Genomic DNA, 17,493 nt, shown 5'->3' on the forward strand with positions numbered 1-17,493 from the left:
TATGGGGCTTCCGAGAGGAGGAGATCAGACGAGCGACCGCAGCACGTATTGCAGGATGCCGCCGTTGCGGTAGTAGTCGGCCTCACCGGGAGTGTCGATGCGGACGACCGCGTCGAACTCGACGGTGGCCTTGCCCGGGGCCGAGTGCTCGGTCGGCTCGGCGACGACGTGGACCGTTTTGGGCGTGGTGCCCTCATTCAGTTCGGTGAGGCCCGTGATGCTGATCGACTCGGTGCCGTCGAGCCCGAGCGAATCCCAGGTCTCGCCCTGCGGGAACTGCAGCGGGACGACGCCCATGCCGATGAGGTTGGAGCGGTGGATGCGCTCGAAGCTCTCGGTGATGACGGCTTTGACGCCGAGCAGTGACGTGCCCTTGGCCGCCCAGTCACGCGACGAGCCGGAGCCGTACTCCTTGCCGGCCAGGACGACGAGCGGGGTGCCCTCGGCCTGGTAGTTCTCGCTGGCGTCGTAGATGAACGACTGCGGGGCGTCGGGCTTGGTGAAGTCGCGGGTGTAGCCGCCCTCGACGTCGTCCAGCAGCTGGTTGCGCAGCCGGATGTTCGCGAACGTGCCGCGGATCATGACCTCGTGGTTGCCGCGGCGCGAGCCGTAGCTGTTGAAGTCTTTCCGCTCGATGCCGTGCTCGGTCAGGTAGCGACCGGCGGGGCTGTCGACCTTGATGGTCGATGCCGGGCTGATGTGGTCCGTGGTGACCGAGTCGCCGAGCTTGGCGAGGACGCGAGCGCCGGTGATGTCGACGACCGGGGTCGTCTCAATCGTCATGCCGTCGAAGTACGGGGGCTTCCGCACGTAGGTCGACTCGGCGCTCCACTCGAAGGTGTTGCCCTCCGGGGTGGGCAGCGTCTGCCAGCGCTCGTCACCGTCGAAGACGCCGGCGTACTCGTGCGTGAACATGCCGGTGTCGATCGACTCGTCGATCGTCTTCTGCACCTCGCTGGCCTCGGGCCAGATGTCGCGCAGGAAGACGTCGGAGCCGTCCGAGCCGGTGCCGAGCGCGTCGTTCTCGAAGTCGAAGTTCATCGACCCGGCGAGGGCGTAGGCGATGACCAGCGGCGGCGACGCGAGGTAGTTCATCTTCACGTCGGGGTTGATGCGGCCCTCGAAGTTGCGGTTGCCCGAGAGGACGGCGGTGACGGCGAGGTCGTTGTCCTGCACCGCGGTCGAGATCTCGTCGAGCAGAGGCCCCGAGTTGCCGATGCAGGTGGTGCAGCCGTAGCCGACGGTATAGAAGCCGAGGTCTTCGAGGTAGCTGGTGAGACCGGCCTTCTCGTAGTAGTCGGTGACCACTTTCGATCCTGGTGCCAGCGTGGTCTTGACCCACGGCTTGGCCTTCAGGCCCTTCTTCGACGCGTTGCGGGCCAGCAGGCCGGCCGCGAGCATCACCGAGGGGTTCGACGTGTTGGTGCAGGAGGTGATCGCCGCGATGGCGACGGCGCCGTGGTTCAGGATGAACTCGGAGCCGTCTTCGAGAGTGACGTCGGTCGGCTTCGACGCGTGCGCCGGGGCGGCGACGGCGGCGTACGAGTGCGCGTGCTGGTGTGCAGTGTTCTCGTCTTGCGCGGTGAAGCCCACAGGATCGGAGGCCGGGAACGTGGCCTCGACGGCCTCGTCGACACCCGACTGGTCGGAGGCGTCGGTGTAGTTGCCCAGGTCGATCTCGAATTGACTCTTTGCCGACGAGAGCTCGATGCGATCCTGGGGACGCTTCGGGCCGGCGATCGACGGCACGACGGTGGCGAGGTCGAGCTCGAGGTACTCGCTGAAGGTGGGCTCAACCGCGGGGTCGTGCCAGAGCTTCTGCTCTTTCGAGTAGGCCTCGACCAGGGCGACCTGCTCGTCGCTGCGGCCGGTGAGGCGCAGGTAGTCGAGCGTGACGTCGTCGATCGGGAAGATGGCGGCCGTCGAACCGAACTCCGGGCTCATGTTGCCGATGGTGGCGCGGTTGGCCAGTGGCACCTCGGCGACGCCCTCGCCATAGAATTCGACGAACTTGCCGACGACGCCGTGCTTGCGCAGCATCTGCGTGATGGTCAGCACCACGTCGGTCGCGGTGACGCCGGTCGGGATCGAGCCGGACAGCTTGAAGCCGACGACCTTCGGGATGAGCATCGAGACGGGCTGACCGAGCATCGCCGCCTCGGCTTCGATGCCTCCGACGCCCCACCCGAGCACGCCGAGGCCGTTGACCATTGTCGTGTGCGAGTCGGTGCCGACGAGGGTGTCGGGGTAGGCGCGCAGCTGTCCGCCGACGGTGCGGGTGTAGGTGACCTGCGCCAGGTACTCGATGTTGACCTGGTGCACGATGCCGGTCCCCGGGGGCACGACCTTGAAGTCTTCAAAAGCGGTCTGGCCCCAGCGAAGGAACTGGTACCGCTCGCCGTTGCGCTCGTATTCGAGCTCGACGTTGCGCTCGAGGGCGTTCTCGGTGCCGAAGAGGTCGGCGATGACCGAGTGGTCGATGACGAGCTCGGCGGGCGAGAGGGGGTTGATCTTGGTGGGGTCGCCACCGAGATCGGCCATCGCCTCGCGCATGGTGGCGAGGTCGACGATGCAGGGCACACCGGTGAAGTCCTGCATGACCACGCGGGCCGGGGTGAACTGGATCTCGGTGTCGGGCTCGGCCGTGGGAACCCACGAGCCGAGCGCCTTGATCTGCGACTCGGTCACGTTCGCACCGTCTTCGGTGCGAAGCAGATTCTCGAGCAGGACCTTGAGGCTGAATGGAAGCTTGTCGTGACCCGGTACCGCGTCGATGCGGTAGATCTCGTACGACTTCTCACCCACGGTGAGAGTGCTCTTCGACTCGAAACTGTTTACGTCTGACACGTGCCGTCTCCCTTGCGCTGACTCGCCTCATCATGAAGGTGGAGCGCAGCGCGCCACCAGCAAGGCCAGCCTAAGTCCGCCGCCGACCCGCGGGCCGGCTTTGGCGATTTATCTTGATGTCGAGATAAATCTAGCACCGACCGGCCGATCTGGCGACAGCGACGCGTCGAACTCGATGGCTCTTTTCGAACGCGATCGCCCCGGGCATCGTCATGTCGCCGATCGTGGCGCGATCGTTTCGGGATGCCGCTCGAGCAGTCGGACGAGTTCGTGGCGTTCCTCGCCGAGAAGCTCGGCCACCCTCAGCCCGTCGGCCGGGTCGGTCATCCCGACGACATCGCCAAGGTCGCGACCTTCTTGGCCGGCGATCTCTCCGAGTGCGTGACGGGCGCCAGGATCCCGGTCGACGGCGGCGCCACTGCGATCACGCAGGGCGCGTTCGGCACCGACATCGTGCGGTCGCGGGCGGGTTCACGAGCAAGTAGCCCTCAGACCGACCTGCTGGGGTCAGGCCTGCTCGTCCGCCGCGTCGGCGGCGCGTGCCGCGTACACGGTCCGGACCAGCAGCCAGGTCACCCAGAGCATGGCGGCGTAGAGCGGCACGCCGGTGATCAGCTTGATGCCGCCCAGCAGGGTGGCCTGGTTCGCGAGGTAGAGCGGGATCTCGATCGCCAGCCGGATGGCGAAGAGCAGCACCCAGAGCCACGTCGTGATCGTCAGCACGCGTCGCTTGGCACGGTCACCGCGCCAGGCAGAGCCCTCACCGGTGATGAGGCCCACGACCACGCCGATCAGCGGCCAGCGCGCCACCAGAGTGGCCAGCAGCACGACGATCGACACGATGTTGATGACGATGCCCGGCAGGAAATTGTCGACGGCACGACCCGAGATCAGGGCCAGGATCGCCGAGATGGCGATGCCGAGCAGGCCGGCGATCGCCTGAGGCACGGGCCCGCGCTGCACGGCGCGCACGATCACGAAGACGACGCCCAGGGCCACCGGGATCAGCACCGACGGCAGCAGAGACTGCGTCGCCGTGTAGATGATCAAGAACGCGAACCCCGGCAGGATCGACTCGACCAGGCCTCGCACCCCGCCGATCGCCGTCAGCAGCGCGTGGCCGCTCGGGGCGTCGCCCGGCGCCACCTTGCCGATGCCGGCACGCAGCGCCGCCTGGCGCAGTTGGTCGCCCATCGACACGGCAGGGCGCTGCTCGTCCGGAGTGCTCTCGCTCATGAGCGGGTCAGACGGTGGTCGTGCCCGGGTCGCCCGGGTTCTGCTTCGGCATGTGCAGCGGAATGAGGTCGCGGGGCGGCATGGGGTCGTTGCCGCGCACGACGACGACGCTGCGGAAGAGCTCTTCGATCTTCTCGGCGGTCTCAGGATCGATGGTCGCGTCGCCGGCGATCACGCCGCGAAGGAACCAGCGCGGCCCGTCGACCCCGACGAAGCGCGCGAGGCGGGTGGTCTGCCCGGCGACCGCACCCTCCGAGCCGACCGCCACGGGGATCTCGGCGGTGATCTCGGGGCCGAACGGCCCGTCGACCTCAGTGGTCGTGCCACCCTGCTTGCGGATCTGGTCGGCGATCTGCTCGCGGATCTCGTGCCAGAGGCCGGTCGAGCGGGGCGCGGCGAAGGGCTGCACCTGGAGCGTCGACTTGGCGAAATCGAGCCCGACGGCGACGACGCGCTTCGAGCCCTCCTCGACCTCCAGGCGGAGGTGCAGACCTTCGCGCGGGACGATCTTCACGCCGCCCAGGTCGACGTATGGCCGGACGGGGTTGGCCTCGGCCTCATCCAGCGGCCCCTCCTCGGCGCGGTTCTCGGGGGCCGACTTGTCGTCGATGATCAGTTCGACCTGGGCCTCTTCGGCCTCGACCAGCTCGATCTCGTCGGAGTCTGCCGAAGTCGCCTCGACCTCGGTCGACGCGGCGTTCTCAACGCCCTCGTTCTCGACGAGCTCGGCCTGCTCTGCAGCCTCGCGGCGGCTCTTCCTGCTCACTTGTTGGTGCCTTCCGATGCGTGTGCGTAGCCCGTGGAGCCGAATCCGCCCTCACCGCGGACGCTCTCGGGCAGGGTCTCGACCACGGCGAACCGGGCCTGGACGACGGGCATGACGATCAACTGGGCGATTCTGTCACCCGCCGAGATCTCGTAGTCGGCCGAGTCGGTGTTGAGAAGCGTGACCTTGATCTCGCCGCGGTAGCCCGCGTCGACGGTGCCCGGCGAGTTGAGTACCGTGATGCCGTGCTTTGCAGCGAGGCCCGAGCGCGGCACCACGAAGGCGGCGTAGCCCTCGGGCAGCGCGATCGAAACGCCGGTCGACACGAGGGCCCGAGCGCCGGCCTCGAGGGTCAACGCCTCGGCCGATTTGAGGTCGGCGCCGGCGTCGCCGGGGTGCGAGTATGTGGGAACGACGCTGGCGTCGTGGCCCGCCACCGGGGCGAGAAGAACGTCGAGGGTCTGAGTCACGTGTCGAGGGTAGTGCAGAAGTCTGGTCGAATAGTCCTATGACCTCGTACCGCGAACGCCTCAGCCCTCCCCCGCTCGTCTACCTCGCGCTCCTCATGGTCGTGCCTGCGAGCGTGCTGGTGTTCCTGCCGATCAACATCCCCGTGGGCTGGCTCGTCGGCATCGTGCTGTTCTTCGGCTTCGGGATCGCGCTGTGGTTCGGCTCTCCTGTCCTGCGGATCGACGACGAAGGCTTCCACGCGGGCCGAGCCGTGCTCTACCCCGCCGAAATCGGAACGGCCGCCGCATTCCTCGCTGAGGATGCGACGGCCGAGAGAGGCGTCCGTCTGGACGCGCGGGCCTGGACACTGTTCAGGGGCTGGGTGCACCCGGTGCTGAAGATCGAGCTGACCGACCTCACCGACCCCGCGCCCTACTGGCTCGTGTCGACGAGGCATCCCCAAAAGCTGTCCCGTGCGATCGATTCGATCAGGCCGCGCATTCCAGGCAGATAGGCCCGAGCTTGGTCTCGTGGTCGAGCTGTGAACGGTGCTTCACGAGGAAGCACTCGACACAGGTGAACTCGTCGGCCTGCGGGGGCAGGACGACGACGTCGAGATCCAGATCGGAGAGATCCTGCCCCGCGAGCTCGAAGCTGCCGGGGTTGTCGGCGTCATCGACGTCGACCACTCCGGACATCTTGTCGGGAACCCGCTCTTTCAGCGCCTCGATCGACTCGGAATCGTCGTCGTTCTTGCGAGGTGCGTCGTAGTCGGTGGCCATGCCCATCCAGTTCTGTTGTTCGTGCTGAAAATCCCATGTCTTGCCAAACGGCGGGCACAGTTTGCACCAAACACAGTGCAATAGCAAACCCATCCGCACGGCCCAAAGACACCCGGATTTTCGCGTGTTTCGGGCCGCAGGAGTGGAACTCACGGCGCGCCCGTGTTATTCCCCGGAATGGCACGTGTTCCGTGGCATCCTGACTGGCGAATCGCGATGGCGAAAGGCGTGACACCATGCAGGATCTCAAGGTCATCGGAGTCGAGAGCGGCGCACTGCTCGTCGCCACGGACGCCGGCAGCGAATACCGTCTGCCCGTGACCCTGTCGCTGCAGACGCAGCTGCGGCAGGCGAACCCCGATCTGCGCTCCACGAGCGCGTCGGCGGCAGTGCAGAAGATCAGCCCGCGCGACATCCAGGCGAGCATCCGCGCCGGCCGCACGGCCGAGCAGGTCGCCACCGACACCGGGGCCGAGATCGACTACGTGCGTCGTTTCGAGGGGCCCGTGCTCGACGAGCGCGGCTTCGTGCTCGAGCGCGCCCGGGCCGTGCCGGTCAGCGTCGTGTCCGCCGACGGCGCAATCGGCGAGCTCTCGAAGTTCGGCGACGTGATCGACTCGCGTCTCGACGAGGCCGAGGCGAGCGACCGCGACTGGACGAGCTACAAGGACCCGGCCACCGGCTGGGTCGTGCACGTCACCTATACCGCCGCCGAAGTCGAGCGCGAGGCGACCTGGCGCTTCGAGCCGAAAAAGCAGGGCCTCGCCCCGCTCGACGGTGACGCCCACACTCTCTCGCGCCAGGACGGCTCGCGCACCACGCTGGTGCCCCGACTTCGCGCTGTCGACTCGACCACCGGCGGCGTCGAGCCCCTCGAATCGGCTGACGAGCCGGCACCGGCGGGATCGTCGGCGCCGAACGAGGCGGGTCGATTCGACAGTGGTGCGTTCGAGCCGGCGCCCGTGGCACCCGAAACGCTCGTGCCCGAGCCCCCCCTGCCCTTCGACCGAACTCGTGACGGCCGCACGGCGGCGTCGTTCGCCGCGATGAACCGCGCGCCCGAGAATGCCCCCGAGCACAACCAGACGGCCGACCTCCTCGAGGCGCTGCGCCGCCGCCGCGGCGAGCGGGAGGCCGCGCGCTTCGACGACGACCACGCGTCGACGCCCGAGTCGTCTGTGGACTCGCGTGCGGCGCACCCGTCGACGGGGTCGATGCGCGTCATCGACGTTCCGCTCGACGACTTCGAGACGGTGGGCACCGTCGATGAGCCGACTCCCGAGACGCCCGAGCCCCCGCGCACGACCAAGCCCCTCGCCACGCACCCGACGGCGTCGCGCCGAGTCGCCCCGCGGCGCCAGGCGCCGACACCGCCTCCCGCCGAGGAGGCTCCCGAGCAGCAGCGCGCCAAGCAGGGCGGTCGCGCCCGCAAGGGCCGTGCCGCCATGCCGAGCTGGGACGAGATCGTGTTCGGCGCCCGTTCGGACGACGACCCCGCCTGACCCCTCCCCTCCCCTCCCGTTTTACCTATGGGTGCGTCGTTCGCGCATAGGCGTTTCTGCGTGGCAACGTGCCGCCTCTAGGTAGAACGTGGTTGGACTAGCGGGCGAAGGCTCCAAAGCGCAGCAGCGGCACCTGCGTCTCGTCGGGCGACCACGAGCCATGCTGCCCGATCATGCCGCGAGAACGCTCGTCGACAGTCGCGTAGTACGCGATGCCCTTTCGCGCGGCGATCAGCACGTCGCCGATCCGGGGCGTCACTTCCGGAGCGACCTCGCCGAACCACCCCGCTTCGATCGCCTCGTCGCGGGTGACGACCCAGGCGCGCTGCCCCTCGGCGGCGCGCCATGCGTCGACCACGGCAACCCGTTGCGCGTTATCGGCCGACGCATCGAAGTGCAGCTGCAGGCACCGCGGCTCCCCCGCGAGGTGCCGCACGCCATCGAGCAGCCCGAGCTTGTCGCCGAAGATCACGTGCTTGTGCTCGGGCACGTCGATGATGCCGTGGTCGGCCGTCACCAGCAGCGCCTGCTCGCGCCCGAGCGAGGCGACGAGTCGCCTCACCTCGGCGTCGAGCGACTCGAGAGCTGCGGCCCACTGGTCCGACTCCCAGCCGTACCGGTGGGCCGCCATGTCGAGTTCGGGCACATAGAGGTACGTCACGCTGGGGGCGGGGTCGTGCAGGATGTCGATGGCGGCGTCGAATCGCTGGGTCACCGACTCGGCCGAGCGGTAGCGGGCGCCGCGCAGGATCGCCCGCGTGAGACCCGAGTCTGAGTAGCGGGTCGGGCCGACCGCCCAGACGGCCACCCCTGATCCTGCCGCCTTCTCGAAGGTCGTGGGCAGTCGCTGCCAAGTCGCGGGGTCGAGCAGGGCGTCCCAGCCCGAGAGCTGCTTGACGACACGGTCGTTCGCCGCGTCGAGCACCTTGTAGCCAACCAGGCCGTGCTGGCCCGGCAGCGCGCCGGTCGTGAGGGTGGCGAGGGCCGCCGCCGTCGTCGTCGGGAAGCCCGAGAAGATCGACGTTCCGGCGGCCGACAGCGTGCGGGCATACGCCGAGCGCGCGTTGAGGTTGGCTGCACCGAGCCCGTCGACGACCAGGATCACCACGTGCGACGCCCGTCCCAGCCTCAGCGTGTCGACGAAGCCGGCCTCGTTTCCCGGCCCCGTCACTGCGGCGATGCAACTCGGCACCACGTCGGCCAGGCTCCGGGCGTCGGGGTCGCGCGCCGGTACCATGGTCGTCATCGGCCCCAGTCTGGCACAGGGTCGGGCGCCGAGGTCCGGGACGGCGTTCGTCAGGCCCGAGTGACACAGCAGGCCCGAGCGACCCAGCAAGCCAGATCGACAAGCGAGAGTGCATGACCACGACCGACACCACAGGCGCCTCCGGCGGGTTCGACGGCGAACGCATCGAAGAGATCGATGTCTCGGCCGAGATGCAGGGGTCCTTTCTCGAGTACGCCTATTCGGTCATCTATTCGCGCGCCCTTCCCGACGCTCGTGACGGGCTGAAGCCGGTCCAGCGTCGCATCCTGTACCAGATGTCGGAGATGGGCCTCCGCCCTGACCGTGGGCACGTGAAGAGTGCCCGTGTCACCGGCGAGGTGATGGGCAAGCTCCATCCGCACGGCGACAGTGCCATCTACGACGCCCTGGTGCGCCTGGCGCAGGACTTCACGATGCGGCTGCCCACGATCGACGGGCACGGCAACTTCGGGTCTCTCGACGACCCGCCGGCTGCCGCCCGCTACACCGAGGTGCGCCTCGCCCCGTCGGCCCTGGCGATGGTCGAGGGAATCGGCGAAGACGTCGTCGACTTCGTGCCGAACTACGACAACCAGCTGATGCAGCCGGAGGTGCTGCCGAGCGCCTTCCCCAACCTGCTGGTCAACGGCGGTTCGGGCATCGCGGTCGGGATGGCGACCAACATGGCGCCGCACAACCTCGTCGAGGTCATCGGCGCGGCCCGTCACCTCATCGACCACCCCCACGCATCGCTCGACGACCTGATGGCCTTCGTGCCCGGGCCCGATTTGCCGACCGGAGGCACCATCGCGGGCCTCGCCGGCGTGCGCGACGCGTACGCGACCGGCCGCGGCAGCTTCAAGGTGCGCGCCCGCGTCTCGATCGAAAATCTGACGGCCCGCAAGAAGGGCCTGGTCTTCACCGAACTGCCATACATGATCGGCCCCGAGAAAGTCATCGAGCGGGTCAAAGACGGTGTGGGCAACAAGAAGCTCACCGGCATCTCCGACATCAACGACTACAGTGACCGGCACCACGGCCTGCGTCTCGTCGTCGAGATCAAGACCGGGTTCAGCCCCGAGGCCGTGCTCGAGCAGCTCTACCGGCACACCCCGCTCGAAGACGGCTTCAGTATCAACAACGTCGCGCTCGTCGACGGTCAGCCGCGCACCCTCGGCTTGAAAGAGTTGCTCGAGGTCTACGTCGCGCACCGCCTCGAGGTCGTCACGCGCCGCAGCCGTTACCGCCTGCAGAAGCGCGAAGATCGCCTGCACCTCGTGGAGGGTCTCCTGATCGCCATCGTCGACATCGACGAGGTCATCCAGGTGATCCGCACCAGCGACGACTCCGATGCAGCCAAGGGTCGCCTGCGCCAGATCTTCGACCTCTCCGACCTCCAGGCCGAGTACATCCTCGAGCTGCGACTGCGCCGCCTCACCCGCTTCAGCCGCATCGAGCTCGAGACCGAGCGCGACGAGTTGAACGCGCAGATCGCCGAGCTGCGCGAGCTGCTCGCCGACCAGAGCAAGCTGCGCGCCCTCGTGTCGACCGAGCTCGAAGACATCGCCGAGACCTACGGCACGCCCCGCCGTACCCTGCTGACCGAGGCGGCGCCGTCGGTGGCCTCCGCGTCGAAGCGCTCGGCCCCCCTGCTCGAGGTCGCCGATGTGCCGACGCGGGTGTACCTGTCGACGACCGGTCGGATCCTGCGGGTCGACCTGGTCGACGGGGCCGGCGACGGGCCGGTGCCGCCGTCGCGACGGACGAAGCACGATGCGATCCGGTCGTCGCTGACCACCACGTCGCGAGCCGAGATCGGCGCCGTCACGAGCACGGGCCGCCTCATCCGGTTCACACCCGTCGACATACCGGCTTCTCCCCCGACGTCGGTGCAGCTCGGCGCGGGCGTGAAGATCGGCGACTATCTGGGCGTTCTCGAGAAGAACGAGCAGGTGCTGGCACTGGTGTCGCTCGACTCCGACCTGCCACTCGCCCTCGGCACGGCGCAGGGCATCGTCAAGCGCGTCACGCCCGGCGCGTGGCCGTCGAAGCCCGACTTCCCGGTGATCTCGCTTAAACCCGGCGACGCGGTGATCGGCGTCGCCCAGGGTGGCGACGAGGACGAGCTGGTGTTCGTCACGTCGACCACGCAGCTGCTGCACTACTCGGCGTCGCTCGTGCGGCCGCAGGGGCCGGCCGGCGGCGGTGTCGCGGGCGTCTCGCTCGCGGCCGGGGCGACGGCGATCTTCTTCGGGGCCGTGGCGACGGGGTCGGACGCCGTCGTCGCGACCATCTCGACGTCGTCTGCGACCATCGCCGGTGCTGATCCTGGTCGCGTGAAGGTGTCGGCGTTCGCCGACTACCCGGGCAAGGGGCGTGCCACCGGCGGTGTCCGGGCACACGCGCTGCTCAAGGGCGAAGACGCGCTCTCGATCGCGTGGGTCGGCGTCGCGCCGCCCCTCGCCGTCGCAGCCGACGGCGGAGTGCGCCAGCTGCCCGCGACGCTCGCCCGCCGTGACGCGTCGGGCACGCCGCTCGACACCGTGGTCGGTTCGATCGGTGGCGCTGTCTCCTAGCTGTCCGCTGAACTCCGTCGACCGGCACGTGATCTAGCCCGCGGGCTGGATCGCGCGCCGGTCGCAGGAGTTCAGGGCCGGGCTAGAGGCCGAGCCCGCGCGCCACGATCTCGCGTTGCACCTCGTTAGCGCCGCCGTAGATCGTCGGCGCTATCGCCGTGCGCAGCTGCTGTTCCATACCCCACTCCGACCCGAAGCCGTAGCCGCCCATCAGCTGGACCGCCTCGAGCGTCGTCTTCTTGAACGTCTCGGAGCCCTTGAGCTTGGCCATCGACGCCTCGGTGTTGAGCGCGTCTTCGTCGCCCTCGTCGATGCGCTCGGCCACGTCGTAGACGAACGAGCGCAGCACGGCGATCTCGGTGGCGACGTCGGCGATGCGGTGCGCGACGGCCTGCTTTTTCGATAGTGGCTTGCCGAACTGCACGCGCGTGATCACGTGCGCAATCAACTGGTCGAGGGCCCGCTGCGACGCCCCCACGCACATCGCCGCGATGATGACCCGCTCGATGGCGAGGCCGCGGCTGATGTGCCGCCACGCCTCGCCCACCTCGCCGACCACGGCCGACGCCGGAACCCGCACGTCGGTGAATACGATGTCGTTGACCATCGGCGCACCCATAGTGCGGATCGGCAGGATCTCGACGCCCGGGGCGTCGGCCGACACCATGAGCAGCGTCAGCCCGTCGTGTCGCACGCCCGAGGCATCGGTGCGCGTGAGGACCAGCAGGTGCGAGGCCAGATGGGCGAACGAGATCCAGGTCTTCCGGCCGGTGATCACGTAGTCGTCGGCGTCGAGGCGCGCCGAGGTCGTGGCGCTGGCCAGGTCGGATCCTGCCTCGGGCTCGGTGAACGAGATGGACTCGGCGTGGCCGCCGCGAAGGGAGGCCACGATCGTCTGGCGCTGAGCTTCGTCGCCCCACTTGAGGTAGGACTGTGCCGCGGTGAGAGCGGTCGAGTAGGCCATGAGCGGCACGCCGGTGCGGGCGGTCTCTTCGAGCAGGAGGCACTCTTCGACGAAGGTGCGGCCGCGCCCGCCGTCGGCGGCCGGCAGCGACACGCCGAGCAGGTCGCGCTCGGCGAACGCGGCTGCGGCCTCGGGCGAGTGCAGCAGCGTGTCGTCGGCCGTGAGTCGGCGTCGGGTGGCCTCGTCGGGCACGAGCTCGGCGCACAGCGCGCGCACTGCGTCGCGGTACTCGGTCTGGCTGGTGGTCAGCCGCATCGTCGCTCCCGTCGTTCCGGATGGTCTCGGTCCCCTGCCTTTCTACCTATAGGCAAGCCATTCGCGCACAGAAACATCACTGCGCGAAGGCCCCACCTATAGGTGAAACGGGAGGGGGGGTCAGGTGTCGATGCGCTCGCGCGTGAGGCCCTCGGCGCCGTCGATGATGAAGTCCTTACGGGGCGCGACGTCATTGCCCATCAACAGCTCGAACACTCGGCCCGCGTTTTCGGCGTCCTCGACCTTGACGCGGCGCAGGAGGCGACCCGAGCGGTCCATCGTCGTGGTGGCCAACTGCTCGGCATCCATCTCGCCGAGGCCCTTGTAGCGCTGGATCGGATCCTGGTAGCGCTTGTTCGATTTGCGAAGACCGGCGAGCACCGATTGGAGCTCCTGCTCGGAGTACGTGTAGATCGTCTCGTTCGGCTTCGACCCCGGGTTCATCACGACGACGCGGTGCAGCGGCGGCACGGCGGCGAACACTCGACCGGCCTCGATCATGGGCCGCATGTAGCGGAAGAACAGCGTCAGCAGCAGCGTGCGGATGTGTGCACCGTCGACGTCGGCGTCGCTCATGACGATGACCTTGCCGTACCGCGCCTGCGACAGGTCGAACGACCGCCCCGAGCCCGCGCCGATCACCTGGATGATCGCGGCGCACTCGAGGTTCGAGAGCATGTCGCTCACCGACGCCTTCTGCACGTTGAGGATCTTGCCGCGGATCGGCAGCAGCGCCTGGTACTCGCTCGAGCGAGCCGCGCGCGCCGTTCCGAGCGCCGAGTCGCCCTCGACGATGAAGAGCTCGGTGGAGTCGACGTCGTTCGAGCGGCAGTCGACCAGCTTCGCCGGCAGCGACGACGACTCGAGAGCGTTCTTGCGCCGCTGGGTCTCTTTGTGGGCGCGAGCGGCGATACGCGACTTCATCTCGGCGACGATCTTGTCGAGCACGGCGGCCGACTGCGTCTTGTCGTCGCGCTTGGGCGAGGCGTAGATCGCCTTCATCGCATCGGCGACGGCGTTCGAGACGATGGCGCGCACGGCCGGGGTGCCGAGCACCTCCTTCGTCTGGCCCTCGAACTGCGGCTCGGGCAGACGCACGGTCAACACGGCGGTGAGACCGGCCATGATGTCGTCTTTCTCGAGCTTGTCGTTACCGACCTTGAGGCGACGGGCGTTCGCGTCGACCTGCGCCTTCAAGAACTTGAGCAGGCCCGCGTCGAATCCGGCCTGATGCGACCCGCCCTTGGGTGTGGCGATGATGTTGACGAAGCTGCGGGTGACCGTCTCGTAGCCCTCGCCCCAGCGCAGCGCGATGTCGACCTCGCACTCGCGCTTCACATCGGTCGACACCATGTGGCCCTTGTCGTCGAGCACGGGCACGGTCTCGGTGTAGTGCCCGGTGCCCTGCAGACGCCAGGTGTCGGTGACGGGGCGGTCGGGTGCGAGGTGGTCGACGAACTCCGAGATGCCGCCCTCGTATTCGAAGACGCTTTCGACCGGCCGGCCGTCCGGGGTGCCCGCCAGTGTGACGGGCCGCTCGTCGCGGATCCTGATGGTCAGACCCGGCACGAGAAAGGCGGTCTGCTGCGCGCGCGAGATCAGGTCGTCGGTCGAGAAGGCGGCACCCTTGGTGAAGATCTGCCGGTCGGCCCAGTAGCGCACGCGCGTGCCGGTCTTGCCTTTGGCGACCTTGCCCGTGACCTTCAGGACGCTGCCGTTCTCGAACGGAGAGAAGGGCGCGTCAGGATGCGGGTCGCTCGCATCGACATCGGCGAAGGTGCCGGGCTCGCCGCGGTGGAACGACATCGAATGAGTCTTCCCGCCTCGGTCGACCGACACGTCGAGGCGCTCGGAGAGAGCGTTGACGACGCTCGCGCCGACACCGTGGAGGCCTCCCGACGCCGCGTACGAGCCGCCGCCGAACTTGCCGCCGGCGTGCAGCTTCGTGAAGACGACCTCGACACCGGTGAGGCCGGTCTTCGGCTCGATGTCGACCGGGATGCCGCGGGCGGTGTCGCGCACCTCGACGCTGTCGTCGGGGTGCAGGATCACGTCGATGCTGGCTCCGAACCCGCCCAGGGCCTCGTCGACGGCGTTGTCGATGATCTCCCAGAGGCAGTGCATCAGACCGCGCGAGTCGGTCGAGCCGATGTACATGCCGGGGCGCTTCCGAACCGCCTCGAGACCTTCGAGCACGGAGAGGTGCCGCGCGCTGTACGTGTCGGTCGAGGTCGTGGTCACGGGTCTCCTTCGGTGCTGCCGCCTGCTGCCCCGGGAATGCACGAGCGCACGCGTGCGTTCAAGAATACGGGCGCCACCGCAACCTTCGGCGCCCGACACCCCTGCGTGACTCGCCCCTGCTCTGGGGGTGAACGAATCTCTTCGCGAACAGCGAAATCCAGCGAAATGTCGCACGATCGAAACAGCGCTGTGTTTTGATGAGTGTCACGTACCCGCGCACCACCGTTTGGAGGAGCATCCAATGACTCAGATGGCCACCGACCACAACGCCGTCGACGAGCTCGGCTCCCGGTACCAGTTGTCTGCAGCAGACCGCTGCGACTCCTGCGGAGCCCAGGCATACATCCGAGCCACCATGGCCTCGGGTGAACTCCTCTTCTGCGCCCACCACGGCGCGAAGTTCAAGGAGAAGCTGCAGCCCAACGCCATCGAATGGCTGGACGAGACTGCCAAGCTCAGCGCCCACTAAGCGCCTAGAGACCTACGAAGAAGGCCCGCTCCCCTCACCCGGGGTGCGGGCCTTCTGCCTGTCCGGCTCTCGAGGCGGGCACGCCTGGGCTACATGGCCTTGAAGACGTGCTCCAGGTTGGCGGCGATGACCTTGCGCGCCTTCGCGGCGAACTCGTCGAGCTTCGCGTGTGTGTCGTTGGTCGTGAACTCGGCGCCGTTGCGTGCGAGAGCCGCGGCCAGGACACGATCGGTCAGCGCGGGGTTGAGCGGCAGAGCCGGGCCCTTGAGCTGCGTGCCGAACGACGCGCCGCGCACGATGCCCTCCGTGCCGTCTCCGTTGCCCCCGCCGCTCGTGACGCGGCCGAACGGCCGAGCGCCCGCCGCGAGCTCGAACCGGGTGGCGTGGTCTTCGAACCCCAATAGCGTGAGGTCCGCCTCGCCGTAGGTGGTCTCGACCTGGAAGTAGTTAGCGCGGCGCTTGGCTCCGCGGTGCGCAGCAGCATCGAAGAAGCCGAGCCCCACGAGGTCGGCGCCTTCGCCCGAGATGCCGTTCGAGAGGATCTCCATGCCGCCGCCGATCGCGACGACGGGCACGCCGGCGTCGGCCCAGTCGGACAACAGCGGGGCGAACCGCAGGATGTCAGGGTGCAGCGCCCGCAGCGTCGACAGCGGCCCGGATCCGACCACGACGACATCGGCCGAGGCGGGCAGCGCGTCACCGACGCGGTGCTCGGCCACGGTCACGGTGACATTGGCTCGACGCGCACGCTCGGCCAGCGTGACGACGTTGCCGCCGTCACCCGAGACGCCGAGCTCGGCGGGGTACAGCTGCAGGATCGACAGGGATGGTGCGGTGGAGGCCATCAGGCGCGCTTCTCCAGGTCGGGATAACCGAGCATCTTGCGCGCGATCATCATCTGCTCGTAGTTGACGATGAAGTTCTTCGTCTTGGTGGAGGGGGCAGGCAGCGCCTTCATCAGCTCGATGGCCTTCTCGATGTCGGGCTCGACAGTCGTGATCGGGATGCCGGCGTGTTCGAGTCGCAGGGCGATCTGCCAGGCCTTCGCCCCCGAGACCACGTCGACGTGGTCGAGTGACGAGAAGTCGACGTCGTAGATCCACGAGATGTCGGGCGTGCCCTCATCGATCGCAAGCAGCACCTGCTCAGGCACGCTCTGCAGTGCGTCGAGGTTCAGCTGAAGGCTCGCGGCGTTCTTGAACATGACGAACTCGGCCTCGTCAGAGCCGATCTTGAGTCGCTCGCCGCGCCCGTAGGCGGGCTTCATCGCGGCGAACGCCCCCACGGCTCGGTCGAGGCGGAACTCGGAGCCGAGCGAGACGCGAGCCGTCTGGATCGCGGCGGCGGCGTCGACCGCGTAATGCAGACCGCGGGCGGGAAGGCGCACGTCGAGGCTCTCGCCCGACGATCCGGCAGTGCCGCCGAGAGCGATCGTGGCACCGTCGGCGGTGAGGGCAGTCACCTCGGAGTCGGCCGAGAAGTCGGCGGCGGCGACGCCGTCTTCGGTACGGCCGAAGTCGCTGGCGTTCTGCAGGCCGTGCGGGGCCGCCGTGACGAGCGCGGCGGAGGCTCCGAAGCGGGTGGTCACCTGCGTCACCGGGGTGGACAGCGCAGTCTGCGATTCGTAGCGACCCAGGTAGTCGTCGTCGCGGTTGGTGACGACATTGGTCGTGGCAGTCGCAGCCGTGTCGGTCATCATGTCGGCGACGCGCGAGGTCTCGTAGAAGCGGTAGAGCTGGTCGACCTGCACGTTGAGCATGAGGACGGTCGACGGGTGCAGGTGCCCGGAGAGCTCGACGGCGAACGCCTCGTCGACCTCGAGCACGCCCACGTCGGCCTTGAGCTTGCCGAACAGGCTGACTTCGGAGAGCAGTGCCGAGGCGATGCCCTGTGGGAGGTTCGCACCCGTCGGGTTCGTGAAGACCCGGAGGCCGTGTGACCGCATGATGTCGGACAGCATGTGCGTCGTCGTCGACTTGCCGTTCGAGCCGAGCACGAAGAGCACGCCGCGGTCGAACTGCTGCGTGACGTCGGTGAGGAACGTCGGCAGAAGCTTCAGGACGAGGTAGCCGGGGTACGCCGACCCACCCCCTCGGGCTCTTGCGAGAACGCGGGCGAGACGCCCGAGGAGGATGGGGAAGAAGTACTTCAAGTCGGTC

General features: G+C 68.2%; 14 protein-coding genes and 1 pseudogene. 5 read left to right on the forward strand and 10 right to left on the reverse strand.

Features of this window, described 5'->3' with window-relative positions:
• Window positions 1-24: 24 nt before the first annotated feature.
• Entirely contained in the window at window positions 25-2,847 is a 2,823-nt protein-coding gene (gene acnA / locus AX769_RS13325) for an aconitate hydratase AcnA (RefSeq protein ID WP_066280146.1), read from the reverse strand.
• Between the two features lie 243 nt (window positions 2,848-3,090).
• On the opposite strand from acnA, the pseudogene AX769_RS25845 reads away from it, so the two are divergent.
• Window positions 3,091-3,207 (forward strand): annotated as a pseudogene (locus tag AX769_RS25845) (hypothetical protein); the annotation flags it as partial.
• 147 nt (window positions 3,208-3,354) lie between these two features.
• On the opposite strand, the gene AX769_RS13330 reads toward AX769_RS25845, so the two are convergent.
• From AX769_RS13330 to dut, 3 genes are all read right to left on the reverse strand, one after another.
• On the reverse strand, window positions 3,355-4,083 hold the full coding sequence (locus AX769_RS13330; RefSeq protein ID WP_066280150.1) for a DUF3159 domain-containing protein: 729 nt from the start codon (window positions 4,081-4,083) through the stop codon (window positions 3,355-3,357).
• Window positions 4,084-4,090: 7 nt separating this feature from the next.
• Entirely contained in the window at window positions 4,091-4,729 is a 639-nt protein-coding gene (locus AX769_RS13335) for a DUF3710 domain-containing protein (RefSeq protein ID WP_239452042.1), read from the reverse strand.
• Window positions 4,730-4,845: 116 nt separating this feature from the next.
• Window positions 4,846-5,319 (reverse strand): dUTP diphosphatase, encoded by a 474-nt coding sequence (gene dut / locus AX769_RS13340; protein WP_066280152.1) that lies wholly within the window; start codon window positions 5,317-5,319, stop codon window positions 4,846-4,848.
• 38 nt (window positions 5,320-5,357) lie between these two features.
• Here dut and AX769_RS13345 point away from each other — a divergent pair, with 38 nt between their 5' ends.
• Window positions 5,358-5,813, forward strand: a complete 456-nt coding sequence (locus AX769_RS13345) for a DUF3093 domain-containing protein (protein ID WP_066280154.1) — start codon at window positions 5,358-5,360, stop codon at window positions 5,811-5,813.
• Here the strand turns inward: AX769_RS13345 and AX769_RS13350 are convergent.
• Entirely contained in the window at window positions 5,788-6,081 is a 294-nt protein-coding gene (locus tag AX769_RS13350; protein WP_066283692.1) for a DUF4193 domain-containing protein, read from the reverse strand. The two genes, AX769_RS13345 and AX769_RS13350, sit on opposite strands and share 26 nt — an antisense overlap.
• A gap of 236 nt (window positions 6,082-6,317) precedes the next feature.
• On the opposite strand from AX769_RS13350, the gene sepH reads away from it, so the two are divergent.
• Window positions 6,318-7,583 carry a septation protein SepH gene (gene sepH / locus AX769_RS13355; RefSeq protein WP_066280155.1) on the forward strand — a complete coding sequence of 422 codons (1,266 nt, stop codon included), beginning with the start codon at window positions 6,318-6,320 and terminating at the stop codon, window positions 7,581-7,583.
• Between the two features lie 97 nt (window positions 7,584-7,680).
• Here the strand turns inward: sepH and AX769_RS13360 are convergent, their stop codons facing one another.
• Complete coding sequence (locus AX769_RS13360) at window positions 7,681-8,829, reverse strand: alkaline phosphatase family protein (protein ID WP_239451786.1); 1,149 nt, start codon at window positions 8,827-8,829, stop codon at window positions 7,681-7,683.
• Window positions 8,830-8,942: 113 nt separating this feature from the next.
• Here AX769_RS13360 and AX769_RS13365 point away from each other — a divergent pair, with 113 nt between their 5' ends.
• Window positions 8,943-11,405 carry a DNA topoisomerase (ATP-hydrolyzing) subunit A gene (locus AX769_RS13365; RefSeq protein ID WP_066280158.1) on the forward strand — a complete coding sequence of 821 codons (2,463 nt, stop codon included), beginning with the start codon at window positions 8,943-8,945 and terminating at the stop codon, window positions 11,403-11,405.
• An 82-nt stretch (window positions 11,406-11,487) separates the two neighbouring features.
• On the opposite strand, the gene AX769_RS13370 is transcribed toward AX769_RS13365, so the two are convergent.
• Together AX769_RS13370 and AX769_RS13375 are read right to left on the reverse strand one after the other, a co-directional pair.
• On the reverse strand, window positions 11,488-12,624 hold the full coding sequence (locus AX769_RS13370; protein WP_066280168.1) for an acyl-CoA dehydrogenase family protein: 1,137 nt from the start codon (window positions 12,622-12,624) through the stop codon (window positions 11,488-11,490).
• 120 nt (window positions 12,625-12,744) lie between these two features.
• Window positions 12,745-14,865, reverse strand: coding sequence for a type IIA DNA topoisomerase subunit B (locus AX769_RS13375; protein ID WP_066280171.1), 2,121 nt, complete (start codon window positions 14,863-14,865; stop codon window positions 12,745-12,747).
• A 241-nt stretch (window positions 14,866-15,106) separates the two neighbouring features.
• Between AX769_RS13375 and AX769_RS13380 the strand changes: the two genes are divergently transcribed.
• A complete protein-coding gene (locus AX769_RS13380) occupies window positions 15,107-15,334 on the forward strand; it encodes a hypothetical protein (RefSeq protein WP_066280174.1) in 228 nt (75 codons plus the stop codon).
• An 89-nt stretch (window positions 15,335-15,423) separates the two neighbouring features.
• On the opposite strand, the gene AX769_RS13385 is transcribed toward AX769_RS13380, so the two are convergent.
• Both AX769_RS13385 and AX769_RS13390 read right to left on the reverse strand, forming a co-directional pair.
• Complete coding sequence (locus tag AX769_RS13385; protein WP_066280177.1) at window positions 15,424-16,179, reverse strand: type 1 glutamine amidotransferase; 756 nt, start codon at window positions 16,177-16,179, stop codon at window positions 15,424-15,426.
• Window positions 16,179-17,486, reverse strand: a complete 1,308-nt coding sequence (locus tag AX769_RS13390) for a Mur ligase family protein (protein WP_066280178.1) — start codon at window positions 17,484-17,486, stop codon at window positions 16,179-16,181. Before AX769_RS13390 ends, AX769_RS13385 begins: the two co-directional genes overlap by 1 nt.
• Window positions 17,487-17,493 lie beyond the last annotated feature (7 nt).

Source organism: Frondihabitans sp. PAMC 28766 (assembly GCF_001577365.1).
Taxonomy (GTDB): Bacteria; Actinomycetota; Actinomycetes; order Actinomycetales; family Microbacteriaceae; genus Frondihabitans.